Annotated in this window: 17 protein-coding genes; 13 read left to right on the top strand and 4 right to left on the bottom strand. The window is 62.7% G+C overall.

The features are described 5' to 3' along the window. From ACZ500_RS03165 to ACZ500_RS03150, 4 genes are read left to right on the top strand one after another with little or no spacing between them, the layout of a single operon-like run. Positions 1–2,961, top strand: coding sequence for an ATP-binding protein (locus tag ACZ500_RS03165; RefSeq protein ID WP_464231084.1), 2,961 nt, complete (start codon positions 1–3; stop codon positions 2,959–2,961). Continuing rightward, complete coding sequence (locus ACZ500_RS03160) at positions 2,954–4,123, top strand: sigma-54-dependent transcriptional regulator (RefSeq protein WP_464231083.1); 1,170 nt, start codon at positions 2,954–2,956, stop codon at positions 4,121–4,123. The genes ACZ500_RS03165 and ACZ500_RS03160 overlap by 8 nt, the downstream gene beginning before the upstream one ends. Positions 4,124–4,125: 2 nt before the next feature. Next, a complete protein-coding gene (locus ACZ500_RS03155; protein ID WP_464231082.1) occupies positions 4,126–6,024 on the top strand; it encodes a DUF294 nucleotidyltransferase-like domain-containing protein in 1,899 nt (632 codons plus the stop codon). Further along, positions 6,024–7,367, top strand: a complete 1,344-nt coding sequence (locus tag ACZ500_RS03150) for a sigma-54-dependent transcriptional regulator (RefSeq protein WP_464231081.1) — start codon at positions 6,024–6,026, stop codon at positions 7,365–7,367. Before ACZ500_RS03155 ends, ACZ500_RS03150 begins: the two co-directional genes overlap by 1 nt. Here ACZ500_RS03150 and ACZ500_RS03145 read toward each other — a convergent pair. Next, positions 7,364–7,678 (bottom strand): J domain-containing protein, encoded by a 315-nt coding sequence (locus ACZ500_RS03145; protein ID WP_464231080.1) that lies wholly within the window; start codon positions 7,676–7,678, stop codon positions 7,364–7,366. The two genes, ACZ500_RS03150 and ACZ500_RS03145, sit on opposite strands and share 4 nt — an antisense overlap. Before the next feature lie 490 nt (positions 7,679–8,168). Here ACZ500_RS03145 and ACZ500_RS03140 point away from each other — a divergent pair, with 490 nt between their 5' ends. From ACZ500_RS03140 to ACZ500_RS03115, 6 genes are all read left to right on the top strand, one after another. After that, entirely contained in the window at positions 8,169–10,073 is a 1,905-nt protein-coding gene (locus ACZ500_RS03140; protein WP_464231079.1) for a putative nucleotidyltransferase substrate binding domain-containing protein, read from the top strand. 79 nt (positions 10,074–10,152) lie between these two features. Then, positions 10,153–10,794, top strand: coding sequence for a 3'-5' exonuclease (locus ACZ500_RS03135; RefSeq protein WP_464231078.1), 642 nt, complete (start codon positions 10,153–10,155; stop codon positions 10,792–10,794). Positions 10,795–10,965: 171 nt separating this feature from the next. After that, positions 10,966–11,226, top strand: a complete 261-nt coding sequence (locus ACZ500_RS03130) for a DUF4212 domain-containing protein (RefSeq protein ID WP_464231077.1) — start codon at positions 10,966–10,968, stop codon at positions 11,224–11,226. A gap of 51 nt (positions 11,227–11,277) precedes the next feature. Beyond that, positions 11,278–13,083: a sodium:solute symporter family protein gene (locus tag ACZ500_RS03125; protein ID WP_464231076.1), complete on the top strand. Its 1,806-nt coding sequence runs from the start codon at positions 11,278–11,280 to the stop codon at positions 13,081–13,083. A 437-nt stretch (positions 13,084–13,520) separates the two neighbouring features. Further along, positions 13,521–15,491, top strand: coding sequence for an acetate--CoA ligase (acs, locus tag ACZ500_RS03120; RefSeq protein ID WP_464231075.1), 1,971 nt, complete (start codon positions 13,521–13,523; stop codon positions 15,489–15,491). A gap of 113 nt (positions 15,492–15,604) precedes the next feature. Further along, positions 15,605–16,165, top strand: a complete 561-nt coding sequence (locus ACZ500_RS03115; protein WP_464231074.1) for an isochorismatase family protein — start codon at positions 15,605–15,607, stop codon at positions 16,163–16,165. A 19-nt stretch (positions 16,166–16,184) separates the two neighbouring features. Here the strand turns inward: ACZ500_RS03115 and ACZ500_RS03110 are convergent, their stop codons facing one another. Then, positions 16,185–16,454, bottom strand: a complete 270-nt coding sequence (locus tag ACZ500_RS03110; protein ID WP_464231073.1) for a hypothetical protein — start codon at positions 16,452–16,454, stop codon at positions 16,185–16,187. A 42-nt stretch (positions 16,455–16,496) separates the two neighbouring features. On the opposite strand from ACZ500_RS03110, the gene ACZ500_RS03105 reads away from it, so the two are divergent. The 3 genes from ACZ500_RS03105 to ACZ500_RS03095 all read left to right on the top strand — a co-directional run bounded on the left by ACZ500_RS03105 (position 16,497) and on the right by ACZ500_RS03095 (position 20,462). Then, entirely contained in the window at positions 16,497–18,440 is a 1,944-nt protein-coding gene (locus ACZ500_RS03105) for a propionyl-CoA synthetase (protein WP_464232987.1), read from the top strand. A gap of 245 nt (positions 18,441–18,685) precedes the next feature. Then, positions 18,686–19,651, top strand: a complete 966-nt coding sequence (locus ACZ500_RS03100; protein ID WP_464231072.1) for a histone deacetylase family protein — start codon at positions 18,686–18,688, stop codon at positions 19,649–19,651. 133 nt (positions 19,652–19,784) lie between these two features. Further along, positions 19,785–20,462 (top strand): CBS domain-containing protein, encoded by a 678-nt coding sequence (locus ACZ500_RS03095; protein WP_464231071.1) that lies wholly within the window; start codon positions 19,785–19,787, stop codon positions 20,460–20,462. Positions 20,463–20,470: 8 nt separating this feature from the next. Here ACZ500_RS03095 and ACZ500_RS03090 read toward each other — a convergent pair whose 3' ends face one another. Further along, positions 20,471–21,907, bottom strand: a complete 1,437-nt coding sequence (locus ACZ500_RS03090; RefSeq protein ID WP_464231070.1) for a glutamate synthase subunit beta — start codon at positions 21,905–21,907, stop codon at positions 20,471–20,473. Then, positions 21,900–26,453 (bottom strand): glutamate synthase large subunit, encoded by a 4,554-nt coding sequence (gene gltB, locus ACZ500_RS03085; protein WP_464231069.1) that lies wholly within the window; start codon positions 26,451–26,453, stop codon positions 21,900–21,902. Before gltB ends, ACZ500_RS03090 begins: the two co-directional genes overlap by 8 nt. Between the last annotated feature and the right edge of the window lie 37 nt (positions 26,454–26,490).

Raw genomic sequence — 26,490 nt, 5'->3', positions numbered from 1 at the left:
ATGTTCAAGGGCTGGTTCGTCTCCATGATCGTCATGGGCAATCTGACGGTCCTTTTCCTCATCGCCTACTACGCGGAGCGGCGAGAGCGCAAGGGGAAAAGCCTGGTTGCAAACCCATACGTCTATTCCCTTTCCCTGGCGGTTTACTGCACCTCCTGGACCTTTTACGGCAGTGTGGGCGAGGCGGCCACCTCAGGGCTGTCCTTTCTGCCGGTCTACCTCGGTCCCACCCTGATATCGTGCCTCTGGGGGGTTTTCCTGATCAAGATCATCGTGATCGCGAAACGACATCGCATCACGACGATCTCGGATTTTCTGAGTTCCCGGTACGGAAACTCGCTCTTCCTCTCCGTCCTGGTGACCCTGGTATCGCTGGTCGGCATCACGCCCTACCTCGGGCTCCAGATGAAGGCCATCCTGAACGCCTTCACGATCCTCGCCGGGGAATCACGGGGCATCACGGCCACCGGGTGGGTGATCACCCTCGTCCTCGGCGTCTTCGCGGTCATCTTCGGGGCCCGCCGTCTGGATTCCTCCGAGCGCCACGGCGGCCTCGTCTTTGCCATCGCCTTCGAATCCCTGGTCAAGCTGGTCGCCTTTCTGAGCGTGGGCGTCTTCGTCACGTACGGCCTCTTCGATGGTTTCGGGGACATCTTCACCCGCATCCAGGCATCGGACCAGGGCCACCTGATGATGCTCGGCGAAGGGTCCACCGTCAGCTTTCTGGAGTGGGCCTCCCTCCTCTTTCTCTCCATGATGGCCGTCCTCTTCCTGCCCCGCCAGTTCCAGGTGGCAGTGGTGGAAAACGCCGATCCTTCCCACGTCTTCAAGGCCATGTGGCTTTTCCCCCTCTACCTCCTGCTCATGAATCTCTTCGTCCTGCCGATCGCCTATGGCGGGATCCTCCTCGGAAAACACCAGGCGGAGGCCGACACCTTCGTCCTGACCATCCCCCTGACGCAGGGCAGCCCCGCGCTGGCCCTCCTGGTCCTGATCGGAGGCTTTTCCGCCGCCAGCGGGATGATTATCGTGGAATCCCTGGCACTGAGCACCATGGTCATGAACAGCCTCGTCATGCCGGCCATCTTCCGCTTCAGGCAGATCAGGGGGTTTCCTGCGCTGATCCTGAACATCAAGCGCTTCATCATTATCGGATGCGTCTTCCTCGGATATTTTTTCGCGATCTTCATCGGCCGCTTTTACACCCTGGTGCAGATCGGCCTCAAGTCCTTCGAGGCCGTCACGATCTTCGCCCCGGCCTTCATCCTGGGCCTATACTGGAAGAAGGGGAACAAAAAGGGGGCGATCGGCGGCATCCTGGCAGGGTTCATCGTGTGGTTCTACACGCTCCTGACACCGGCCCTCATCCGGGCGCACGTGCTCCCAGCCGAATGGAACGCCGAGGCCCTGCTGCAGAATGCATTTCTGAGCCCGCGGGCCCTCTTCGGGCTCGAAGGGCTGGACAAATGGAGCCATTCCCTCTTCTGGGGCCTCCTCTTCAATGTCGTCACCTATGTCGGGGTATCCCTCGCAACCTCCAAGCGCGAGGAAGAAGAGCGCCAGGCCCTGCTCTTCGTGGAACCCTACGATCCGGCGCTGGTCTCCCCAAAAAGCGTTTACAGTATCGAACAGATCGAGGCGACCCTGGAGCAGTACATCGGCCGGCAGGAGGCCTCCGATGTCATCGCCCGCTTCATGGCCCGGCATGGGATCGACCTCAAATCGATCAACCGGAACGACCTGATCCGTCTGCGGGACGAGGCCAAACGGATCCTCTCCGGCGCGCTCGGTTCCTCCATGGCTGCGATCCTTTTCGAAGACAAATCGACGCTCACCGAAAAGGAGCGGGACGAACTCTCGAGCTCCATCAGGATGATGACCGACACCCTGCGCCTGTCACGGCACGAACTGTCCGAGGCCAACCGAAACCTGGCCTACCTCAAGGCCTTCAGCGAAAATATCATCGAGAGCGCCCCCTTCGGGATCGTGGCGGTGGATGCGCACCTGCATGTCACCTATTGGAACCGGGAGATGGAAACCCTCGCGGGCATCTCCAAGGCCGCCGCCATCAACCAGCCGGTCCAGCCCTTGATCCCCTGGATCCCGGATGAGGCCTGGACCCTGGGCAGGCAGCAGGAAAGGACGGTCGAAACCCCCTCCCTGCAGCATATCAAGATCAACATCAGCCCGTTCAAGGACCCTTCCGGCGGGCTCGTCGCCATCCTGGAGAACATCACGCAAAAGAAGATCATGGAGAAGCAACTGCTCCAAACCTCCAAACTCGCAAGCCTCGGAAAGCTGACGGCCGGCATCTCCCACGAGATCGGCAACCCGCTCGCCTCGATCAGTTCCCTTGTGCAAGAACTCCAATCCCTGGAACTGCGCAGCGATCAGGACGTGGCTTTCACGCGGGAGTCACTGAACAACATCAACGGGCACCTGGCGCGCATCTCCAAGATCGTACGGAGCCTCGGTGATTTCGCGAGGATTTCCTCTTCGGAAAAGGTGCCGACGGACATCTCGGGACTGGTGGAGCAGACCGTCAACCTGCTGAAATACGACAAGCGGTCGCGGAAGGTCGCTTTCATCACCCGGATGGACAGGATCCCCCCCCTTCGGGTCAACCCGGACCAGATCCAGCAGGTCTTCCTGAACCTCATGCTCAATGCGGTCGACGCCATGCCGGAGGGCGGCAGACTCGAGATCTCGATCGAGGACAAGGGCCGATGGATCGACATCCGCTTCGAGGATACCGGAAGCGGGATCGACGAAGCTCAGATCGACCGCATCTTCGACCCCTTCTTTTCCACCAAGCCCATGGGCAAGGGCACGGGTCTCGGGCTGAGCATCTGCTACGGAATCATCAAGGAGCACAACGGGAGCATCAGCGTCAAAAGCAGCAAAGGGAGCGGAACCACCTTTGAAATCAGGCTGCCAAAAGAGGAGGCATCGCATGGCTGAAAAAATACTCATCGTCGAAGACGAAGATACCCTCAGGGAATCCCTCACCCGGGTCTTTGAGCGGGAAGGCTACGAAGTCGTCCCCGTGAGCAGCGCCGAGCCGGCTATGGAGCTTTTCGAGGAAAGCTCCTTCGACCTGATCCTCACGGATATCATCCTGCCGGGGATGACAGGGATCGAGTTGGTCAAACGCGTGAAGGAGGCCGCGCCTGAGCAGCCCTGCATCGTCATGACCGCATACGCCTCTCTGGAGACGGCGGTCGAGACCCTCCGGGCGGGGGCCTATGACTATATCGTCAAACCGATCATCCACGAAGAGATCAAGCAGACCGTCCGCAATGCCCTCAAGCTGAGGGCCCTCCAGGAGGAAAACGCCCGGCTCAGGGAAGAAGTCGCCGGCTATTACGACACGCAGCATCTGATCGGCGTCCACCCCGCCATCGTGGCCGTCCTGGAGCGGATCCGGAAGGTGGCCGAGGCCAGAAGCCCCGTGCTGATCATTGGCGAGGTGGGCACCGGCAAGAAGCTGGTCGCCCGGATGATCCATGAGGCCGGATCACGGATAGGCCTGCCGTTCATGGAGGTGCACTGCGAAGCCCTGTCTTCCTCCGAACAGGAAGAAACCTTGTTCGGGGGCCGGGGAAACCCGGGCCCCGGCGGGGAAGCCCACGCCCGTGGCGTCTTCGAGAAGGCCCGCGGCGGGACCGTCTATCTGAACCGCGTCGAGGCCCTTGACCCGCACGTCCAGCAGCGTCTTCTGAGTACTCTGTCGGACGGACGGATCCGCCGCTCTGCCGGTGAAGCCATCACCGCGCCCCTCGAGGCGCTCATCGTCTCCGGCACGGAAAGGGATCTCGGACCGGCTGTCGCAAACGGCCGGTTCCTCGACCCCCTTTACCAGCGGCTGCGGATCGCTGAACTGAACCTGCCGCCGCTGCGCGAACGGGGGGGGGACATCGAGGGTCTGACCGACTTTTTTCTCGCCCGGTACAACCGCGCCTTCGGAAAGGCCGTCAAGGGCCTCGCCCCCGAGGCCTGGATGCGTTTGAAGCCCTATGACTGGCCCGGCAATGTGCTGGAGCTGCGAAACCTTCTCGAGCGAGCTGTGCTTCTCACAAGGAGCGACTGGCTCCAGACGGCGGATTTTCCGCCCCTCTCCTGACCATGCTGACAGAAGACGTCATCCAGTTTCTTTCGGGGATCCCTCCCTTCCAGTTCCTGGACCGCGGGGAAATGGAGCGGGTGGCCAGGGACGTCTCCCTGGAATTCTATCCGGTCAACACGCTCATCCTGAAACAGAACGGACCTCCGAGCGACGCCTTGCGGGTCATCAAGAAGGGGGGGGTCAAGGTCATCATCGAGGGGGACGAAGGGGAAGAGATCGTCACGGAGTACAAGGGCGAAGGGGACAATTTCGGGTTCCTGTCCATGATCGGAAAGGACCGCCAACGCACGACGGTCAAGGCCATCGAGGACACCCTGTGCTACCTCCTGACCAGGGAGCGGGTCCAGCGCCTCCTCGAATCGAGCCCGGCCTTCGCCGAGTATTTTCTGTCGTATCTCTCCCGCTACGTCGATCGGACCTCGCAGGAGATGCGCCGCAGGAGCCAGCTGCAAAGCGCGGGAGACCGGCTTCTCTTCACCACACCGGTGGGGGATATCGCCATGGGCCTGATCACGGTGCCCGGTTCGACCTCGATCCAAGAGGCCGCCCGGACCATGGCCAGGCACAGGATCAGCTCCCTCGTCATCCTGAACGAGCACAACCTGGCCACCGGCATCGTAACGGACCGCGATCTGCGCGAGAAGGTGGTCGCCACCGGGAGAAGCGTCCTCGAGCCCATCCGGAACATCGGCCACCTCGCCCTGATTCGTGCCGACGGCAAGGGATCGTGCTTCGAGGCCCTCATGAAGATGATCCAGTACAACATCCACCACCTCCTGGTGGTGGAGGAAGGGGAGATCAAGGGGATCATCACCAATCACGACCTCATGCTGCTCCAAGGAACCTCCCCCGTCTCTTTCGCCAAGGACATCCTTCTGCAGGACAGCGTGGAGGGCCTGGTCCCCCTCGTTCGCAAGATCTTCAACGTCATCGGCCTGCTCCTCAAAGAGGGCAGCCATTACGCCCAGCTGTCGACCATCATCTCCGAGATCTATGACCGGCTCTTCCGGAAGGTTCTCGAACTGACCGAAAAGGAAATGGGGCCGCCGCCGCTTCCCTACTGCTGGGTGGTCCTCGGGAGTGAAGGCCGCCGGGAGCAGATCTTCAAGACGGATCAGGACAACGCCCTCATCTATTCCGACCCGGGCACCCCCGGAGAGGAGATCGATGCAGCGGGCTATTTCTCCACCTTCAGCAACCGGGTCAAGGAGAACCTCCTAGCCCTCGACGTTCCCGCCTGTCCGCAGGGCTTCATGGCGGCGAACCCCCGCTGGTGCCAGCCGATCCGGACCTGGAAAGCCATTTTCACCCAATGGATCACGGAGCCTTCGGAGGAAGACCTGGCAAAAGCCCTGATCTTCTTCGACGCCCGCCCGCTCTCCGGAAAGTTCATGCTGTTTCAGGGGATCAGAAGCCACATCACACCCTGGATCATGGAAGAAGGCCGCGCCTTTCTGGAGGCGCTCGCCCGGCTCGCCACCCGAACACCCCCGCCGGCCGGCTTCGTCGGGAACGAGATCTTCGAAAAGAACGGGGAACAGAAGACGGAGATCGATCTGAAGCAGCGCGGGATCCTCCCGATCGTCGACCTGGTGCGGCTGTTTTCCCTCTCCCACGGCCTGCCGGAAACCGCCACCCTCGCCAGGATCAAGGCCCTCCGAGCCAAGGATCCGGCCTTTGCACCGATCGAAGGCGAACTCCTCCATACCTTCGAATACATGATGCTGACCCTCATCCACCACCAGTACGAACCAATCCGCATGGGGATGCCCCCCGACACCCTGCTGCAGCCGTCGGCCTTGAGCACCCTCGAGAAGAAAACCCTCCGGGAGGGCTTCCGCCTGATCGAGTCCTTGCAGCAGCATGCGCGCACGCGATTTGGTCTGGAGCCTGGCTGATGCCTGAACGGATTCTCATCGTCGAAGACGAGACGGCCCTGTGCGAATCGCTTCAGCGCGTCTTCGCACGCGAGGGCTATGACGTCATAACCGCATCCAATGCCGAAGCGGGTCTGCTCCTCTATGAAGCGGGGGGACACGATCTGATCCTGTGCGACATCCTCCTGCCGGGCATGAACGGCATCGAATTCCTCGAGGCGGTCAGGAAGCGCTTCCCCGAACAGATCGTGATCGTGATGACGGCCTACGCCTCGATCGAGACAGCGGTCGGCGCGCTCCGGGCGGGCGCCTACGACTACATCCTCAAACCGGTGATCCACGACGAGATCAAGCGCCTGGTCCGGGTGGCCCTCAATCAGCGGTCCCTTCTAACGGAGAACCAGCTGCTCCGCAAACAGATCGAGGAGCGGCACGATTTCCGGAATATCCTCGGCGATAGCAGGGCGATCCAGGGCCTCATCGAACAGGTCAAACGGGTTGCGGATTCAAAAAGCAACATCCTGGTGCTGGGGGAGACCGGGACCGGCAAAGAGCTCTTTACCCGCGCCATCCATCACAACAGCCCGCGCAGGGGCAAACCCTTCATTCCCATCAACTGCAGCGCCATTCCTGATCATCTGCTGGAATCGGAGCTCTTCGGATATGTCAAAGGGGCCTTCACCGGTGCGACCCAGACCAAACGCGGGCTCTTCGAAGAGGCCGATGAGGGAACCGTCTTCCTGGACGAAATCGCCGACCTGAGCCCGCACCTCCAGGCGAAGCTCCTGCGCGTGATCGACGACCATGAGATCCGGCCCCTCGGCTCCACCCAGAGCCGCAAGGTGGACCTCCGTTTCATCGCCGCCACCAATCGGGATGTCATCCAGGCCGTAAAGGAGGGAAATCTGCGCGAGGATCTGTTCTATCGGCTGAACGTCGTCACGCTGCACCTGCCGCCGCTCAGGGAGCGTAAAGAGGATATCCCCGTCCTGACGGCGCAGTTCATGGGCAGGTTCGCCCAGGAGCTCGGGAAGCGGGTCCGTGACCTGGACCAGGCCGCCGCGCGCCTCCTGATGGAATATCCCTGGCCCGGGAATGTGCGGGAACTCCAGAACATCATCGAACGGGCCGTCCTGATCACCGACGGCCCGTTGATCCGCCCCGAACACCTTCCGGAAGGGATGAAAACCGGCGGGACATTCACCGACCAGTCGCTGCTGGAAGGGCTTTCCATCGAGGCTTACACGAAGGCCTTCATCCGGCGGTACCAGGGCACCCTGAACGAACAGCAACTGGCCGATCGCCTCGGCATCACCCGCAAGGCCCTCTGGGAAAAACGCAAGCGGTGGAACCTCCTCCGCTAGTCCTTCTTCGGACCATCGCCCCAGAGGGGGTCTCCGAAGCGCTCGATAAGCCAATCCTCGGGCGAGAGATTTTTTTTGATCTCGTCTTCTTCGAAGGAGTATCGGTAATCGCTGCAGTAATCGACGATCGTCCGGTAGGCGGCAATGATCCGGCGCGTCATCTCCTGGCACTTCTCCGCGTCATCCCCGGACCGGTCGGGGTGCCACTTTTCAAGGAGCATCCGGTAGTGGGATTTGATCTGTTTCAGGGTCGCCCTCTCCGGCAACTCCAGAACCTCCCTTGAATCGGTGATTTCACGATACCGTTTCATCGACCGCACCCGCCTGCAAACAGCCTTTCGAATGGATACCCCGCCTTCTATACTTTTGTCTTCGGCTTGTCAATCAACCACCGGCCAAGGTCAGGCCATTTCTTCGCCGGTTACTTTTTTTCCTCAAACGCCGGCGCGTTTGCTACGAAAAGTAACGCCCTCTCAGAAACGGCTGGCCGGCCTTCGTTGCTCCCCCCGTTCATTGCCTCCCATTTCTCCAGCAAGCCACGGCTCGCGGGACCTTCTTCGTTCTCCGGCTTGCGCAGCCCACCGGCCCTTCATTCATCCCCGATCTTCCTGTCACTGCCTGCCCGTCAGAGTGGCCCGTTACTTTATGTAACGCGGTCGCCCTGTTCCGCGCGTCGAAGGCGGCACTTACGCCGGCCTGAAACCGCCCTCTTTCTGATCATTTATCAACCATAACAGCCTGTTGCAAACCAGGGCCACGCCTCCTGGCCGGGCGGCACAAGTATTGCTCAGGAAATCGGTCATGGACAGGGAAGACCTCATCGGCTTTTTTGCGCGCTCTCCGCTTTTCCAGGACCTGGAGGCAGAGGTTTTGCGGGGCCTGGCCGATTGCGTGCAGATGGAAGCCTATCCCCGAAGCAGCGTCATCCATGCATCGGGGGGACCGGCCATCGATCGGCTGCGAATCATCAAAGAGGGTGCGGTCAAGATCACCGTCCCCTTCGGCCGCAACGACGATGCCTTGGTCGACTACCGGGGCACAGGTGAAATCATCGGATTCCTCTCGCTCCTGACCGGCGGAAGGCCGCGCGGCGAGGCGGTTGCGCTCGAGGACACGACCTGTTACGTCCTCGACCGGACGACCGTCTTGAACCTTCTGAAGAGCCAGCCGGCCTTCGCCCGAGAATTTTTCTCGGATTTCTACAACCGCTATGTCCATAAACCCCACCGGGAAATCGGGAAAAAAAGGCTCCTCTATGGAGGCGGCGAAAGGCTCCTTTTCAACACGCCGGTCGGGGAACTGGTCAAACGGGACCTGATGACCGCATCGGAGGATATCTCCATCCGCGAAGCCGCCCAGATCATGTCGACCCACCGGATCGGCTCCCTCGTCCTGCTGAACGCCCTGGGCCTCCCGGCCGGAATCGTCACCAACAAGGATTTCCGCGACCGCGTCGTGTCGCGGAACCGGGACGTCGCGCAGCCCGTCAAGCGCATCCAGAGCGTTTCCCTCGTCAAGGCCGAAGCGGCCGAGCATTGCATCGAGGCCCTTTTCAAGATGCTCCATTACAACATCCGTCACCTGCTGGTGGTCGAAGGCGGCCGGCTCAAAGGCATCGTGACCGCCCAGGATCTGCTGCGGCTCCAGGGGGCCTCTCCGATCGCCCTCGTGCAGGAACTCGAAAACCAGCCTTCCATCGACGGCCTGTTGGACCCCGCAGGCAGAATCCAATCCATGGTGAGCGTGTTTCTCCGGGAAGGGGTCAAGACCAACCACATCCTCAGGATCATGAACGAGCTGTATGACCGGCTCATCCGACAGGCGGTCCATCTGGCGGAACAGCGGCTCGGACGCCCTCCCCTCCCTTACTGCTTTCTGTCCCTCGGCTGCGCGGGGCGAAAGGAGCAGGTCTTCATGCTCCCCCAGCACAATGCCCTGATCTTCGCCGATCCCCCCTCGGCAGATGCGGCGCAATCCGCAGCCCGTTACTTCGATATGCTTTCCACCTCCATCGTCGGCACCCTGGAACGACTCGGCTTTCCCGCCGCCGGAGAGGGCGACCCCGCCCCTGAAGCCTGCCGCTGCCTCTCTTCGGCCGCCTGGAAAAGCACCTTTTCCGAATGGATCAAACGGGCCGATCGCCGTTCCATCGAGGCCTCTCTCCCGGTCTTCGACTTCCGAGCGCGGTTCGGCACTGAAGCCCTTGCCGAAGACCTGAGGAACGCGGTTTTCGAAAGGATCGCCCGAAGCGGGACCTTTCTGAACATCATGGCCCTCACCATCGTCAAGACGTCGCCTCCCATCAGCGCCTTCAAGAGGTTCATCCTCGAAAAGGAAGGCGGACACAAAGGATGCTTCGATCTCAAGCAAAGGGGACTGAGACCGCTTGTCGATATCGTCCGCCTGTACGCCCTGAAGGAAGGGATCCGGGAGACCTCCACCTGCGAACGGCTGAACGTCCTGCGGGAGAGGTCCCCTCATCTGCGGGAGCATTGCCAGGAATTGGAGTACGCCTTCGAGATCATGAGCGGTCTCCGGCTCCGCATCCAGCGCGAGCAGCTCTCCACGGGCGGAGGCACCGCGTCCTTTTTTCTCGATCCGAATCACCTCAACCGGCTCGAAAAGCAGGCCCTGCGGGCCATTTTCATGTTCATCGCCAAGCTCCAGTTTCTCGTGCAGGAAAAGCACCAACCGATAAAGATCTGAACAGCGGAAAGGGTCTGCTTTGATCAACCTTTTCAGGAAAAAGGCCCGCAGGGGATCCGAAACCGGCAGAGGGGACAGGATGGATCTTCCGGCCCGGGAGGCCTCCTACGTGATCCTCGATACGGAGCTGACAGGCCTCGACCGGAAGCGGGATTCCGTCCTTTCGATCGGTGCCCTCAAGATGATCGAAGGGCGCATCGAGATGGGGCGGACTTTCTATCGACTGGTCAAACCCGGCAGCGAGATGAAGCGGGAGTCCATCGTGATCCATGAGATCACCCCGTCCGAGGTGCTGGAAAAACCGGTCATCGACGACATCATCACCGAGTTTCTGGCGTTTTGCGGAGACGCCGTGCTGGTGGGGCACTACATCACCATCGACCTCGGGTTCATCAACCGTGAACTCAAACGCGTTCTCGGGAAATCGATCAGCAACCCGGCGCTCGACACACTGACCCTGGTGGACTGGATCCGCTGGAACACCCCCGGCCAGGGGAACGAGGCCTTCAACCCGAAGAACTATCAGCTCTATGAGGTCGCCAAGGATCTGGGCATCCCGGTGCACGGAGCGCACAACGCCCTGATGGACGCCTTCATGACCGCCCAGGTCTTTCAGCGGTTGCTGCCGCGGCTGGCACGCCAAGGCATCCGGACACTCGGTGAACTCTTGAGGATCGGGAACCCCTCACGGAAGCTCAACCAGCCGGGCATGGTGATCTGAGCGCCCCGAAACGGCCGGCGGAAGGAACCTGCGCCTGCTCCGGCAGGCGACAACCTGAGGTTTTGTAAAGGAGGTGATCGAAGGAGAGGAGGAGCGGAAGGACGCCCACGGACACGGACCCCACCGGGCCCGAAAGCGTCCGAATAACCCACAGGGAAAAGAGGAGGAGCTATGGAAACGAAGCAGAATTTTGCGGCCTACTGGCGGATGAATCTGACCTACGTCGTCATCCTGCTGTCCATCTGGTTTCTGGTTTCCTATGTCTGCGGGATCCTGCTCGCCGATGTGTTGAGCCACATCTATATCGGCGGGTTCAGGTTGGGATTCTGGTTTGCCAATCAGGGATCCGAGGTCATTTTCGTCATTCTGATCTTTGTATACGTCAACCTGATGAACAAACTCGACAAGCGGTTCGACGTCGAAGAGAAATAGCCGTGTAACCCCATCGGCTCCTGCCAACCCCGAAGATGAAAGGATAAAGCTATGGGTATCTTAGCGTGGACCTGGATCATTGTCGGGTTGTCCTTTTCCTTGTACATCAGCATCGCAATATGGGCCAAAGCGAAGACCACGGGGGACTTCTATGTGGCCGAGCGCCGCGTTCCGCCGGTCCTGAACGGCATGGCGACCGGAGCGGACTGGATGTCCGCGGCCTCGTTCATCTCCATGGCGGGTCTGATTTCCTTCATGGGGCGCGACGGCGCCATGTACCTGATGGGCTGGACGGGCGGCTACGTGCTTCTCGCCATGCTCCTCGCCCCCTACCTGCGCAAGTACGGGAAGTTCACCGTTCCCATGTTCGTGGGCGAGCGCTACTACTCGAATGCCGCCCGTGTGGTGGCCGTCCTCTGCGCGATCTTCGTCTCCTTCACCTACGTGGCGGGCCAGATGCGCGGCGTCGGCATCGTCTTCTCGCGCTTCCTGGAGGTCAGCATCAACACGGGGGTCGTCATCGGCATGGCGATTGTCTTCTTCTACGCCGTCCTCGGCGGCATGAAGGGCATCACCTACACGCAGGTCGCCCAGTACTGCGTCCTGATCGTCGCCTACATGCTGCCGGCGATTTTCATCTCCATCATGCTGACCGGCAATCCGATTCCACAGCTCGGGTACGGGAGTTCGCTCAGTGAAGGGGGGCAGCAGCTGTTGGGAACCACCGGAGGCTACCTCCTCGACAAGCTCGATCTGCTGCAGCAGGACCTCGGGTTCAAGGCCTACACCGGCGCGGGGGCCAAGAGCATGATCGACGTCTTTATGATCACCTTCGCCCTGATGGTGGGTACAGCCGGGCTGCCCCACATCATCATCCGCTTCTTCACCACCCCGACCATCCGGGGGGCACGCGCCTCGGCCGGTTGGGCCCTCTTCTTCATCGCCCTCCTGTACACCACAGCCCCGGCCGTCGCCTCCTTCGCCCGCTTCAACCTGCTCCTGAGCGTCAACAATAAGGCCTACGAGCAGGCCCCCCAGTGGATCAAGAACTGGTCCAAGACCGGGCTGATCGCCTGGAAGGACAAGAACGGCGACGGCAAGATCCAGTTCGCCCCCGGGGATGCCTTCGCGGGAAAGGTCGCCTTCGCCAAGACACCGGACGGCCAGATCGAGATCGGCCCTTACGGCGAGCAGGTGGTCTCGACCCCGCAGACCCCCACCGAAAAAAGCCGCAACGAACTCTATGTGGACCAGGACATCATGGTGCTCGCCAATCCGGAGATCGCCAAACTCCCGAACTGGGTGGTGGCTCTGGTGGCTGCCGGCGGGCTTGCGGCAGCCCTCTCGACCGCCGCCGGGCTCCTTCTGGTCATCGCCGCGGCCCTCTCGCATGACCTGATCAAGAGCATCCTCATCCCGTCCACCACGGAAAAAATGGAACTCATCTACGCGCGCATCGGCGCGGGCCTGGCGGTCCTGATCGCGGGTTACTTCGGCATCCACCCACCCGGGTTCGTGGCGCAGGTGGTCGCCTTCGCCTTCGGGCTGGCGGCTTCGTCCTTCTTCCCCCTCATCATCATGGGGATCTTCTGGAAGCGGGCCACCAAGGAAGGCGCCATCGCCGGCATGATCTGCGGAATCCTCTTTACCGCGGGCTACATCATCTATTTCAAATTCATCAACCCAGGCATCAACAACGCCGCCCACTGGCTCTGGGGCATCTCGCCGGAAGGGATCGGAACCATCGGCATGCTCATCAACTTCATCGTCATGTTCCTGGTCTCCAAGATCACGAAGGAGCCCCCGCAGGAGGTGCAGCAGATGGTGGAGAGCCTGCGCTACCCGAGAACCATCTGAGTTTCCGGCCGGAAATGGTCTTTTCAGCCGATCTCGGCGTCAATCTGCACGCTCGCTTGTGCGGCGACCATGAAGGTCGCCTCCGCGCGATCGCTTGATTTCCTTGATCTCGGCTGAAAATCCTCATTTCCGGCTCGAAAACTCCCTTGGGATATCAACCTTTGTTGTCCATAAACGTAAGCGCGGATAAGTTCGCAATCGGAGGGCTTCGAGGCGACCTCACCGCTCGCAGGCAAGATCATTGCATGTGCCTCATCAAGAGAAAATCCGGGCGCAGGTCCAGATCTCGATCGAACCTGTTGGTACAGATTTTGAGGCACATGGGAATTCTCCCTATTTCATCCTTTTCGATGCACCCGGACCAGACTTCGGCATTGGAAGACCGCGGGAGTCTGTCCGGGCCTTCGACACCCCTTTATGAACAGGAGGCTATCCCGATGGTCGATGAAAGCATCAAGGTCTTGATGTCCGAAGAGCGGACCTTCCCGCCGCCGGAGACATTCAGCAAAACAGCCCATATCCGGAGCATGGCCGAATACGAGGCGCTCTACAAACGTTCGACGGAGGACCCTGAGGGATTCTGGGGCGAAATGGCTGAAACCCATCTGAGCTGGTACCAGAAATGGGACAAAGTCTGGGACTGGGATTTTCACAAACCCTCTATCAAATTCTTCGTGAACGGCAAGCTGAACGCCTCCTATAACTGCCTCGACCGCCACCTCGACGGCCCCACCCGCAACAAGGCGGCGATCATCTGGGAGGCGGACGACGGCTCCTACCGGACCTACACCTACCAGCAGCTCGCCTACGAGGTGAACCGCTTCGCCAACGTGCTCAAAAAGCACGGGATCAAGAAGGGCGACCGAGTCACCATTTATCTCCCGATGATCCCGGAGCTGGTCATCGCCATGCTGGGGTGCGCGCGGATCGGCGCCATCCACAGCATCGTCTTCGGCGGCTTCAGCCCGCAGTCTCTCCAGGACCGGATCCAGGACTGCCAGTCGAGCATGGTGGTCACCGCCGACAACGGGGTGCGCGGCGGCAGGCTCGTCCCTCTCAAGGCCAATGCCGACGAGGCCCTTAAGGTCTGTCCTTTTGTCACCCGGATGATCGTCGTCAACCGGGCGGGCGAAGCGGCCATGGACCCCGAGCGGGATGTCTGGTGGCACGACGAGATGGCCTCCCCGGAGGTGGCCAACTTCTGCGAACCGCAGGTGATGGACGCGGAGGACCCGCTTTTCATCCTTTACACCTCCGGATCGACCGGAAAGCCGAAGGGTGTCCTCCACACGACAGGCGGCTATCTGCTCTACACTACCCTGACCTTCAAGTGGATCTTCGATTACCACGACGAGCACATCCACTTCTGTACGGCTGACATCGGCTGGGTGACCGGGCACAGCTACATCGTCTACGGGCCCCTCGCAGCCGGCGCCACCAGCCTCATGTTCGAAGGCATCCCCACCTACCCGAACGCCGGGCGGTTCTGGGAGATCGTGGACAAACACAAGGCCAATATCATCTACACCGCCCCCACCGCCATCCGGGCCCTCATGCGTGAAGGAACCTCCTGGGTGACCCGCCACGATCTCTCGTCCCTGCGTCTGCTGGGAACCGTGGGGGAACCGATCAACCCCGAGGCCTGGATGTGGTATTATGAGCATGTGGGAAAGAGCAGGCTGCCCATCGTCGACACCTGGTGGCAGACGGAGACGGGAGGCATTCTGATCACGCCGCTCCCCGGGGCCATGACCCTCAAACCCGGCTCGGCTTGCCGGCCGTTCCCCGGCGTCTTTCCGAAGGTCGTGAAAGAGGACGGAACCCCGGCCGGAAAAAATGAAGGCGGCTACCTGATCATCGAAAAACCCTGGCCCGGGATGCTCCGGGGAACCTACGGCGACCCGGAGAACAAGCGGATCAAGGAGGTCTATTTTTCGCGTCTGCCCGGTGTTTACCTGACCGGGGACGGCGCGCGGGTGGATGAGGACGGGGATTACTGGCTCATGGGGCGGATCGACGACGTCATCAACATCTCCGGACACCGCCTCGGAACCGCAGAGGTGGAATCAGCCCTCGTCAGCCATGAAGCCGTGGCCGAATCCGCCGTGGTGGGCTTCCCCCACGACGTCAAGGGCGAGGGGATCTATGTCTTCGTGACCCTGAAGGAGGGCTTCCAGCCGAGCGACGAACTGAAGAAGACCCTGATCCAGCATGTCCGCAAGGTGATCGGCCCCATCGCATCCCCGGACAAACTGCAGTTCGCCCCTGGGCTCCCCAAGACGCGCAGCGGCAAGATCATGCGCCGCATCCTGCGCAAAATCGCCCAAGGGCAACTGGATGAACTCGGGGACACGTCCACCCTGGCCGACCCGTCGGTCGTCGACAACCTGGTCAAGGAGCGCCTCTAACGGCCTGCCTCTGATGACCCTGCCGCGCACCTGAAGCGGCGGGCGGTGGAGGGCATCGCCTCCATGCCCGCCGCGCTTGAACGTCCACCCCTTTGGATCGCTTGGGAGGCCTTATGGGTGACAGATTCCTTCTCGGAAAAGAACAGGTCCTGCTGATCCTGATCGACCTCCAGGAGAAACTCGCCGCCGCCATGAAGGAGAAGGTGAAGGAGGCGGTGGTCGGCAACTGCCTCCACCTGTTGGAGGCCGCCCGAGTGTTGAACATCCCGGTGATTTTAACCGAACAACACCCCAAAGGCCTGGGACCCACCTTGCAGGAGATCCAGGCCGCTCTGCCGGCCTACGAACCGTTCGAAAAAGCGGCCTTCGACTGCTGTCGGGAGATCGGGTTCATCGAAAAGGTGGCGGCGGCGGGCAAACCCGCCATGCTCCTGGCAGGGATGGAGACGCATATCTGCATCCTCCAGACCGCCCTTGGCCTGATCCGTGCAGGGTACGTCGTCCAGGTCGTGCGGGATGCGGTCTGCAGCCGCACCAAAAATAACTTCAGGATAGGGATCGAGGAGATGCGGGATGCCGGGGCCGTCATCACCGCCACCGAAACCGTTTGCTTCAAACTCCTCGTCAAGGCAGGCACCGAATCTTTCAAGATCATCTCGAAGCGGCTGAAATAGCGCCGATTGAAAAAACCTTTTAGTGATCGTCCGGAAACAATGCTCCAGCACGCGCAAGTCCCCCGTCCGGAAATGAGGATTTTTTGGCCCATACCAGGAAAATCAGACGGCTGTGTAGAAGCGACCTGCAGGCCGGTGCACAAGCCCATGTGCAGATTGACGCTGAGATAGGCCAGACCGGAACCCGCCCCGGAGGGCTGGGACTGAGCAGCCGAAGGCTGTGAAGAAACCGGGACCCGCCGCGCAGCGGTGGGACTGAGCAGCCGAAGGCTGTGAAGAAAATGACCATCTCCGGATGGAAACTGCGTTTTTTGCCCCCCAGACAGGCTGCATGCGGAACAAAACAACTTCAAGCGGAGGGATTATGAACTATCGAGAAGCGTACACGGAATCGATCGAAAAACCTGCGTCCTTCTGGGGAAAGGCCGCCGAAGCGGTCGTCTGGGATCGAAAATGGGACACAGTCCTGGACGACTCGAGGCTGCCGTTCTGTCAATGGTTCAAGGGAGGGCGTCTCAACACCTGCTTCAACGCCGTCGACCGGCACGTGCAGGAGGGGAGGGGAAGACAGCCGGCCTTGATCTACGACAGCCCGGTGACAGACACGGTCGCGGTCGTGACATACCAGGAACTCCTCGACCGCGTCACCCGAATCGCCGGGTTTCTGAAAGGCCTCGGGGTCGAAAAGGGGGATACGATCATCGTCTACATGCCTATGATCCCCGAGGCGGTCCTCTCCATGCTGGCCTGCGCCCGGCTGGGCGCCATCCACTCCGTCGTCTTCGGCGGGTTCGCCGCCCGGGAGCTGGCCGTACGTATCGACGACGCGCGGCCCAAGGTCATCCTCTCCGCCTCCTGCGGCATCGAAGTGAAGCGGGTGATCCCCTATAAACCCCTTCTGGACGAGGCGATCCGAATCGCGGTCCACAAGCCCGAACACTGCGTCATCTTCCAGCGCCCCATGGTCGAGGCATCCCTCGCCCCCGGCCGCGACCACGACTGGGCGGCCCTCGAGGCGCATGCCCAGCCCGCCGGTTGCGTCTCCGTCGAGGCGACCGACCCGCTTTACATCCTCTACACCTCGGGGACCACCGGACGTCCAAAAGGGGTCGTCCGAGACAGCGCCGGGCATGCCGTCGCCCTCACGTGGAGCATGAAACACATCTACAATATCGGGCCAGGCGACGTCTATTGGGCGGCATCCGACGTCGGCTGGGTCGTCGGCCACTCGTATATCGTTTACGCGCCCCTTTTCATGGGGGCCACCACCATCGTCTACGAGGGAAAGCCGGTCGGAACGCCGGACCCCGGCGCCTTCTGGCGCGTGATCTCCCAGCACCGGGTCAAGACGCTTTTCACCGCCCCCACCGCCATCCGCGCCATCAAACGCGAGGACGCCCAGGGGGCCTTCCTCAAACCCTACGACCTCAGCCGGTTCGAGGCCCTTTTCCTCGCCGGAGAGCGGACCGACCCCGACACCTATCATTGGGCCAGCCGCCTGCTCGACAGGCCGGTCATCGACCACTGGTGGCAAACCGAGACCGGCTGGGCGATCGCGGGCAACTTCCTGGGGCTCGAGACCTTTCCCATCAAGCCCGGATCGGCCACCAAACCGATGCCCGGCTACAATCTGAAGATCCTGGACCCTGCGACGGCAAAGGAACTCGGCCCCAATGAAAACGGGATGATCGCGGTGAAGCTGCCCCTTCCCCCGAGCAACCTGCCGACCCTCTGGAAGGATGACGAACGGTTCCTGAACTCCTACATGAAGCCTTACCCCGGGTATTATCTCACCGGCGACGGGGGTTATGTCGACGAGGACGGGTACGTCTTCGTCATGGGACGGGTGGACGACGTGCTGAACGTGGCCGGACACCGGCTTTCCACCGGCGGAATGGAAGAGGTCCTCTCGAAGCACCCGGACGTGGCGGAGTGCGCCGTGGTGGGCGCGGCCGACGACCTGAAGGGGCAGGTCCCCGTCGGCATGATCGTCCTGAAGAGCGGGGTCACCCGACCGCACGAGGAGATCGTCGCCGAGGTCGTCCGGATGGTCCGTGAGGAGATCGGCGCGGTGGCTTCCTTCAAGAAGGCGGTGGTGGTCAAACGTCTTCCGAAGACCCGCTCCGGCAAGATCCTGCGGGGGACGATGCGCAAGATTGCCGACGGGGAAACGGTCGCGGTCCCCTCGACCATCGACGACCCCGTCATCCTGGAGGAAATCCGGGACTCCTTCGTGACCATCGGCTACGGGCCGCACCTCAAGAAAGAGGGGTAACCACAGCCCGGAGATTGGGTGTTTTTCGACCCGGCGGCCGAAGGGGACGCCGCGTCGATAACCGTTCCAGAGATCAGAACGACGTCGGACAAGGGCGACGTCCGAGGCGGAATGCCGCCGAACCTCGAGCGAGGAGGCCGCGCGCCGCGCTGCCGAAGCGTCCGGCTAAAACACTGGAGGTGGCAGAGGCTGGAGGGCTTGGTCGGAACGAACCATTTCAAACCGGGGCTTCACCCCGTCAGGCCATGAAAAAAACGGGTTTCCTCTATGACAAGCGCTTCCTGCTCCACCGCACGGGCCCCTTCCACCCGGAGGCCCCGGAGCGCCTGGAGGTGATCCACAGGGCGGCGGTGGGAAACGGGCTGCTCGGGCGGCTCGTGCCGATCGGCGCCATTCCGGCCGATCCGCACCGGGTGGAGGCCGTCCACAGCATCGCCCACATCCGCCGCTTCGAGGAAATCTGCCTGATGGGACGTTCCGATATGGACCACCCCGACAACCAGATCTGCGAGGAGACCTTCGCCACCGCCATCCTCGCCGTCGGCGGAGTGCTCGAGGCGGTCCGGCTTGTTATGGAGGGGGAGATCGAAAACGCCTTCTGCGCGGTCCGCCCTCCAGGCCATCATGCGGATACGGACCGTGCGATGGGCTTCTGTTTCCTGAACAATATCGCCGTCGCCGCCCGGTATCTGCAGACCGAGTGGGGCCTCCAGCGGATCGGCATCGTCGATTTCGACGTCCACCATGGAAACGGAACACAGCACATCTTCGAAAAGGACCCAGGCGTCTTCTTCTATTCCATCCACGAACACCCGACCTTCGCCTATCCTGGCACCGGCCGGGAGTTCGAGAGGGGGACCGGGCCGGGCCTCGGGTTCACCCTGAACTCGCCGATCCTGCCCGGAGAAGGGGATGCGGAATACCGGCGTGCCTTCGAAAGGGATCTCATCCCGGCCTTCGACCGCTACCGGCCGGAGTTCGTCCTCGTCTCCGCGGGCTTCGACGCCCATGCGGAGGACGACATGTCGAACATCCAGCTGTCGACCAGCGGCTTTTCGTGGATGATGGAGAGGATCACGGACTTGGCCGAGCGGCACGCCAACGGCCGGCTGGTCTCGGTTCTCGAGGGCGGGTACTGTCTGGAACGCCTGCCGGAGCTGATCCGGAACCACCTCGAGATCCTTCTTGGGGTTCACCGATCCACCCGTTGAGACGCATCCGGAAACTGGATGGTTATACCGTATAAATGTTTAAATCTATTTGATAAATATCTTTATGAGCCAAAATGTGGACGCTGCTGGACCCTTACACAGCGCCCCGCCCTCTGAGCAAAAGGGAGAGCTTATGTTCATCGAACGGTCCATGACCCGCAGGGTCGTCACCATCGGCCCGGAAGCCGGCCTGCTGGAGGCCCGGGAAACGATGAAGACGCAGGGGATCCCCTCGCTTCCCGTGGTCGGGGAGGGCGGGGTACTGGTCGGCATCGTGACGGACCGCGACCTTCGGAGCGCCCTGCCCTCCGGGTTGCTGTCGCCGGAGGAAGTCCAAGGACAACAGGAGCGGCTTGCAGCGGTGCGGGTGAAGGATCTCATGACCAAAGACCCCGTCACCGTCGCCCCCGTTCACACGCTCCAGGATGCGCTGATCCTCATTCTGAGGGCCCACGTAGGCACCCTCCCGGTGGTGGACGAAAAACGCAGGGTCGTCGGGATCATCTCCCTCAGAGACATGCTGCAGGCCTTCGAGGAGGTCTTGGGACTCAGCGAGCCCGGGACGCTTCTCTGCGTCCTGGCCGACGACCGCCCCGGTCAGATGAAACGGATCGTAGACGCCGTCACCGAAGAAGGCATACGCCTCGGCAGCGTCCTGGTGGCGCGGGATTGGGAGCGAGGCCAACGCGCCTTCTTTCCCTATATCTTCACCAACAACACCATCCGCATCAAGAGGCGGCTCGAGGCCCTCGGCTTTGCACTCCTGAACCCGCTCGACTGGTATCTCGCGCCGTTCCGCGCCAAACCGTGACGCAGCCCTCAGCACCCGCACCGCTTCAGATAGGCCATGATCCCCTCGGCCGCCCTTCGCCCGTCCGCGATCGCCCGCACCACCAGGGACTGCCCCTGGCGCATGTCCCCAGCCACGAAGAGCCCGTCGACCGAGGTCATGTGATGCGCATCGGCACACACATTCCCCCGTGCGTCTCGTGCAACGCCCAGTTCTTCCAGCATACGGTTCTCCCGGGGTCCGAGGAACCCCATGGCCAGGAAGACGAGGTCCGCCTCGACCTCGAAGTCCGTGCCGGGGACCTCCCGGGGGACGGGCGGTCGACCCTCATCCACGCTCTCCCAGACAACCTCGGCGCACTGCAGACCGGTCAGCACCCCGTCCCGCCCCGTAAAGGCCCGGGTCGTCACCGACCAGCGTCGCCCGCAGCCTTCCTTGTGGGCATGGCTTTCGCGCAAGATATTGGGCCACATCGGCCAGGGCGTGGATGCCGGGCGTTCACGCGGGGGCTTGGGCAGTATCTCGAACTGAAGCACCTCCCGGGCCCCCTGACGGATCGCGGTCCCTACGCAGTCCGAGCCCGTGTCCCCGCCGCCGATCACCACCACGCGCTTGCCCTCGGCCCGGATGCCGCCCGCAGAGGGCGGAAGTTCGCCCGAGACGCGCCGGTTCTGCTCCGTCAAATAATCCATGGCAAAATGGATCCCCTGCAGACCACGACCGGGGACCTTCAGGTCCCTCGGGGCGCGGGCCCCGCAGGCGAGGCAGACCGCACGGTGGCGGTCCCGCAGATAATGGTAGGAGAGATCCTCGCCGACCCGGACACCGGGCTCGAAGACGACCCCCTCTTTTTCCATCAGGGCGATGCGGCGGTCCACAACCCATTTTTCAAGCTTGAAGTCCGGGATGCCGTAGCGCAGGAGCCCCCCCGGGCGCCGGGCGCTGTCGAAGACCGTGACCGCGTAGCCGCTCTGATTGAGCGTGTCGGCGACTGCCAGGCCCGCCGGGCCGGCGCCGATCACCGCCACCCGCTCCCGGTGGCGGACCGGCGGGCGCAGCGGATGAATCCAGTCGGCCTCGAAGCCCTTTTCGATCACCGTGAGTTCGATCTGCCGGATGGTGACCGGGTCCCAACCGATCCCCGCCACACAGGCGGCCTCGCAGGGCGCCGGGCACACGCGGCCCGTAAACTCCGGGAAATTGTTCGTCGCGAGGAGAAGTTCGAGCGCCTCATGGTACATTCCCCGGTAGACCCAATCGTTCCACTCCGGGATGATATTCCCGAGCGGGCACCCGAAGGCATGGCAGAAGGGGGTGCCGCAGTCCATGCAGCGCGCGGCCTGGCGCTGCACCTCCGCGTGCGAGAGCTGCTGCTCGACCGCCCGGTGATCCCTCAACCGCTCCGCCACCGGGCGGTAGCCCGGCTCCCGGCGCGGATACTCCAGAAAACCCGTCACCTTACCCATGCTGCACCTCCTCGCGCTCCGTCGCCTCGTCCTCCTTGGTCATCTTCCCGAGCACCCGACGGTACTCCATCGGAAAGACCTTGACGAAGAACGGCAGGCTCGCATCCCAGTCGCCCAAAATGGCCGCGGCCTTGGCGCTCCCGGTGGCCCGGGCGTGGTTTTCGATCATCGTTTTGAGTTCCCGGACATCCTCCGGTTCAGCGACCAGTTCGAGGTCCACCATGTCGAGGTTGCAGCGGTGGTCGAGGCGCCGCTCGGGGTCATAGACATAGGCGATCCCGCCGCTCATGCCCGCCCCGAAGTTGATGCCGGTCTCCCCCAGGATCACCACGCGGCCGCCGGTCATATATTCGCAGCCGTGGTCCCCCACCCCCTCGACCACCGCCAGGGCGCCGCTGTTGCGGATAGCGAACCGCTCCCCGGCCCGGCCGTGGATGAAGACCTCGCCGCCGGTGGCCCCGTAGAGGATGACGTTCCCGGCGACGATGTTGCGCGAGGGGTCGAAACCCGCACCCGGGTGAGGTTTGACGATGATCCGGCCCCCTGACAAACCCTTGCCCAGGTAGTCGTTCGCCTCCCCCTCGAGGATCAGGGTGAGACCCCGCGCCCCGAACGCCCCGAAGCTCTGTCCCGCGGCGCCCCTGAAGCGGCAGACGATGGTGTCCTCCGGCAGACCGGCGTTGCCGCAGCGCCGGGCGATCTCCCCGGAGAGCATCGCGCCGACGGTCCGGTTGACATTCCGGATGGGGAGGCTCACCTCCACCTTCTGCCCCTGCTCCAGGGCGGGTGCGCACTCCGCGATCAGCCTGCGGTCGAGGACGTCCTCGATGGGGTGCTTCTGGGCCTCGACGCACCGGTAGACGGTCGCACCGTCATCGGGCGGGCGGTAGAAGATCCGCGAAAAGTCGAGCCCGCGCGCCTTCCAGAACCCCATGGCCCGGTTCATGTCGAGGAGATCGGACCGTCCGATCATCTCTTCCATGGTGCGGAACCCGAGCCGGGCCATGTATTCCCGGACCTCTTCGGCCAGGAACGCGAAGTAGCGGATCAGGTGCTCCGGCCGGCCTCCGAAGCGGCGCCGCAGGACCGGGTCCTGGGTGGCGATCCCCACCGGGCAGGTGTTGTTGTGGCACTTGCGCATCATCACGCAGCCCATCACCACCAGGGCGATGGTCGCAAACCCATACTCCTCCGCCCCCAGGAGGGCGGCGACCACCACATCCCGGCCCGTTTTCATCTGGCCGTCCGTCTGGACGCGGATCCTCCCGCGCAGGCCGTTCAAAACCAGGGTCTGCTGGGTATCCGCAAGCCCGAGCTCCCAGGGAGCGCCCGCGTGCCGGATGGAGGAAAGGGGGGAGGCCCCCGTCCCGCCGTCGTACCCGCTGATGAGGACCATGTCGGCGTGGGCCTTGGCCACCCCGGCCGCAACGGTCCCGACCCCGATCTCGCTGACGAGCTTGACGGAGATCCGCGCCCGCGGGTTCACGTTTTTCAGGTCGAAGATGAGTTGGGAGAGGTCCTCGATCGAATAGATGTCGTGATGGGGCGGCGGCGAGATCAGGGTCACGCCGGGCGTCGAATAGCGCACCCGCGCGATCTCCGCGTTCACCTTGTGCCCGGGCAGCTGTCCGCCTTCGCCCGGCTTGGCGCCCTGGGCCACCTTGATCTGGATCTCCCTGGCGTTCACGAGGTACTCGGCGGTGACCCCGAAGCGCCCGCTCGCCACCTGTTTGACCGCGCTCGAGCGGCTGTCGCCGTTCGGCAGCGGCTGGTAACGCGCCGGGTCCTCCCCCCCCTCGCCGCTGTTGCTCATGGCCCCGATCCGGTTCATGGCGACGGCGATCGCCTCGTGCGCCTCGCGGCTGATCGACCCGAACGACATCGCCCCGGTGACGAACCGCTTGACGATCGCCTCGACCGGCTCCACCTCCGCGATGGGCACCGGCTCCCGCGTCTCCCCGAAGCGGAACATCCCCCGCAGCGTGCAGACCTGTTCGTTCTGTTCATTGATGAGGGCGGCGTATTCCCGATAAAGGCCCGGGTCGTTTTCCCGGACGGCCCGCTGCAGAGCGGCGATGGCCCCGGGCGCAAGAAGATGCCGCTCACCGTCGAGCCTCAGTTTGTAGAATCCGCCGGACGGGAGAATCGGGACGACCCTGTCTGCGGCGCAGGCCGCGCGGTGCCGGGCGTTCGCCTCCTCGGCGATCTCGTCGAGGCCGATGCCGCCGACGCGCGAGGCCGTGCCGGTGAAGTACCGGTCCGCCACAGCAGCATCGACCCCTACGGCCTCGAAGACCTGGGCGCTCCGGTAGCTGCGCAGGACCGCGATCCCCATCTTGGACATGATCTTGAGCAGCCCTTTGCAGAGCGCCTTGATGTAATTCTCGAGGGCCACCGATACTCCAACGGGCGACTCCAACTGCCCGCTCAGGGAGAGGTCCGCCACGGTCTCAAAGGCGAGATAGGGATTGACCGCCGTAGCCCCATAGCCCAGGAGCAGCGCCATGTGCATGACCTCACGCGCCTCGCCCGTTTCGAGGATCAGCCCGGCGCCGGTCCGGAGCCCCTTTTCGACCAGACAGCGGTTGATCGCCGAGGTCGCGAGAAGCGCCGGGATGGGGGCCTCGTCGCTGCAAAGGCCCCTGTCGCTCAGGATCAGCAGGGACGATCCGCGCCGGATCGCCTCCGCGCACCGGTCGCAGAGGGCATCCAACGCCATTTCGAGGACCTTGCCCGTGCCACCGGCAGGGAAACCGATCGGGATCGTGGCGGCCTGGAACCGGTCCACCTTGAGGTCCCGGATGCGCTGGAGGTCCTCGTTCGCCAGGATCGGGTGCTGGAGCTTGATCAGGTGGGCGTTCTGCGGGACCTCCTGCAGGATGTTCCCCGGGTTGCCGATGAAGGTCATGAGCGACATGACCAGCTCCTCCCGGACCGGATCGATGGCCGGGTTGGTCACCTGGGCGAAGAGCTGCTTGAAGTAATTGTAGAGGAGTTGGGGTTTTTCCGAAAAGACCGCCAGCGGCGAATCGGCCCCCATGGAACCCACCGGCTCCTGGCCCTTGGCGGCCATGAAGGCCATGACGGTGTGGATATCCTCCCGGGTGTAGCCGAAGCGCTTCTGGCGGTAGAAAAGGGTTTCCCGGTCCGGTTTCATCGGTAAGACCGTCCCGTAGAATCCACGAACCGCGATCCGGTTTTCCTCGACCCACCGCCGGTAGGGCTGGGCGCGCGCCGCCAGGGTCTTGATCTCGCCGTTCATGAGGACCCGCTTCTTCGCGAAATCCGCCAGGATCATCTGCCCGGGCCTGAGGGCCCCTTTCTCGGCGATCTCCCGCGGATCGAGGTCGAGGACCCCCGTCTCGGAGGCGAAGACCATGAACCCGTCCCGGGTGATGGTGTAGCGCGCAGGCCTCAAGCCATTGCGGTCGAGCATGGCCCCCACCTGCGCGCCGTCGCTGAAGGCCACGGCCGCCGGGCCGTCCCAGGGCTCCATGAGGCCGGCGTGGTACTCGAAAAATCCCTTCTGGTCCGGCCCCAGCGGGTATTTCGTCCCCCAGGCCTCGGGGATCAGCATCAACATGGCATGCGGCAGGGAACGCCCGCACTTGTAGAGGAACTCCAGGGCGTTGTCCAGACAGGCCGAGTCGCTGCCGCGCGGGTCGATCACGGGCAGGAGCCGCTTGATGTCATTCCCGAAAAGAGGAGAGCGCAGGGACGATTCGCGCGAGCGCCAGAGGTTCCGATTGCCCCTCAGGGTGTTGATCTCGCCGTTATGTGCCAGGTGGCGGAAGGGCTGCGCCAACTCCCAGGAGGGGAACGTGTTCGTGCTGTAGCGTTGATGGATCACCGCGAGGGCGCTCACCAGGTCTTCCTCCAGGAGATCCGGATAGAAAAGCGGCAGCTGCGGGCCTGTCAAAAGGCCCTTGTAAACGATCGTCCGGCAGGAAAAGCTCGGCACATAGAAGACCGCCTCGTCTCCGGGCCACTCCAAAGCCGCCCGCTCCGCCTCCCTCCGGACGAGATACAGGCGCCGGTCCAGGACCGCCGGGTCAGCCGCGGCGTCTCCCGCGGCGAAGCACTGCATGATGCAGGGCTGCTGCGCCCTCGCCTGTCCGGCGATGGCGCCGCTGTCGACAGGGACCGCGCGCCAGCCCAGACAGCGCAGGCCCTCATGCACGACCTTGCGCTCCACCATCTGCATCAGCCGCCCCCTGATGTCCGCCGCCTGGGGCAGAAAAAACATCCCGACCCCGTAGCTCCCGGCCTGCGGCAGCTCGATGCCGAGGTCGCCGCACCGCTGCCGGAAAAAACCGTCCGGCAGCTGGAACAGGATCCCTGCACCGTCCCCCGTGGTCAAATCTCCGCCGATGGCGCCCCGATGCTCGAGGTTCTTCAGGACACGGATCCCCTTCTCGACGATCCCGTGGTCGGGGCGGCCGTCGATGTTCACAACAAAACCCACGCCGCAGCTGTCATGCTCGCAGGCGGGGTCGTACAACCCCTGCGGTGGCGGAAAACCACCGAATATTCGTCCGTTCGTCACGTCTTTATTATCCTCTCATCTCTTGCTGGTTCATGCG

The sequence above is a fragment of the Desulfatiglans parachlorophenolica genome (assembly GCF_055394735.1).
This window is presented reverse-complemented; position numbering and strand designations above follow the sequence as displayed.

Bases quoted from the DNA above. Each gene is read 5' to 3' on its own strand.
- ACZ500_RS03165 (WP_464231084.1), top strand. From the start codon at position 1: ATGTTCAAGGGCTGGTTCGTCTCCATGATCGTCATGGGCAATCTGACG.
- ACZ500_RS03160 (WP_464231083.1), top strand. From the start codon at position 2,954: ATGGCTGAAAAAATACTCATCGTCGAAGACGAAGATACCCTCAGGGAA.
- ACZ500_RS03155 (WP_464231082.1), top strand. From the start codon at position 4,126: ATGCTGACAGAAGACGTCATCCAGTTTCTTTCGGGGATCCCTCCCTTC.
- ACZ500_RS03150 (WP_464231081.1), top strand. From the start codon at position 6,024: ATGCCTGAACGGATTCTCATCGTCGAAGACGAGACGGCCCTGTGCGAA.
- ACZ500_RS03145 (WP_464231080.1), bottom strand. From the start codon at position 7,678: ATGAAACGGTATCGTGAAATCACCGATTCAAGGGAGGTTCTGGAGTTG.
- ACZ500_RS03140 (WP_464231079.1), top strand. From the start codon at position 8,169: ATGGACAGGGAAGACCTCATCGGCTTTTTTGCGCGCTCTCCGCTTTTC.
- ACZ500_RS03135 (WP_464231078.1), top strand. From the start codon at position 10,153: ATGGATCTTCCGGCCCGGGAGGCCTCCTACGTGATCCTCGATACGGAG.
- ACZ500_RS03130 (WP_464231077.1), top strand. From the start codon at position 10,966: ATGGAAACGAAGCAGAATTTTGCGGCCTACTGGCGGATGAATCTGACC.
- ACZ500_RS03125 (WP_464231076.1), top strand. From the start codon at position 11,278: ATGGGTATCTTAGCGTGGACCTGGATCATTGTCGGGTTGTCCTTTTCC.
- acs (WP_464231075.1), top strand. From the start codon at position 13,521: ATGGTCGATGAAAGCATCAAGGTCTTGATGTCCGAAGAGCGGACCTTC.
- ACZ500_RS03115 (WP_464231074.1), top strand. From the start codon at position 15,605: ATGGGTGACAGATTCCTTCTCGGAAAAGAACAGGTCCTGCTGATCCTG.
- ACZ500_RS03110 (WP_464231073.1), bottom strand. From the start codon at position 16,454: ATGGTCATTTTCTTCACAGCCTTCGGCTGCTCAGTCCCACCGCTGCGC.
- ACZ500_RS03105 (WP_464232987.1), top strand. From the start codon at position 16,497: ATGCGGAACAAAACAACTTCAAGCGGAGGGATTATGAACTATCGAGAA.
- ACZ500_RS03100 (WP_464231072.1), top strand. From the start codon at position 18,686: ATGAAAAAAACGGGTTTCCTCTATGACAAGCGCTTCCTGCTCCACCGC.
- ACZ500_RS03095 (WP_464231071.1), top strand. From the start codon at position 19,785: ATGTTCATCGAACGGTCCATGACCCGCAGGGTCGTCACCATCGGCCCG.
- ACZ500_RS03090 (WP_464231070.1), bottom strand. From the start codon at position 21,907: ATGGGTAAGGTGACGGGTTTTCTGGAGTATCCGCGCCGGGAGCCGGGC.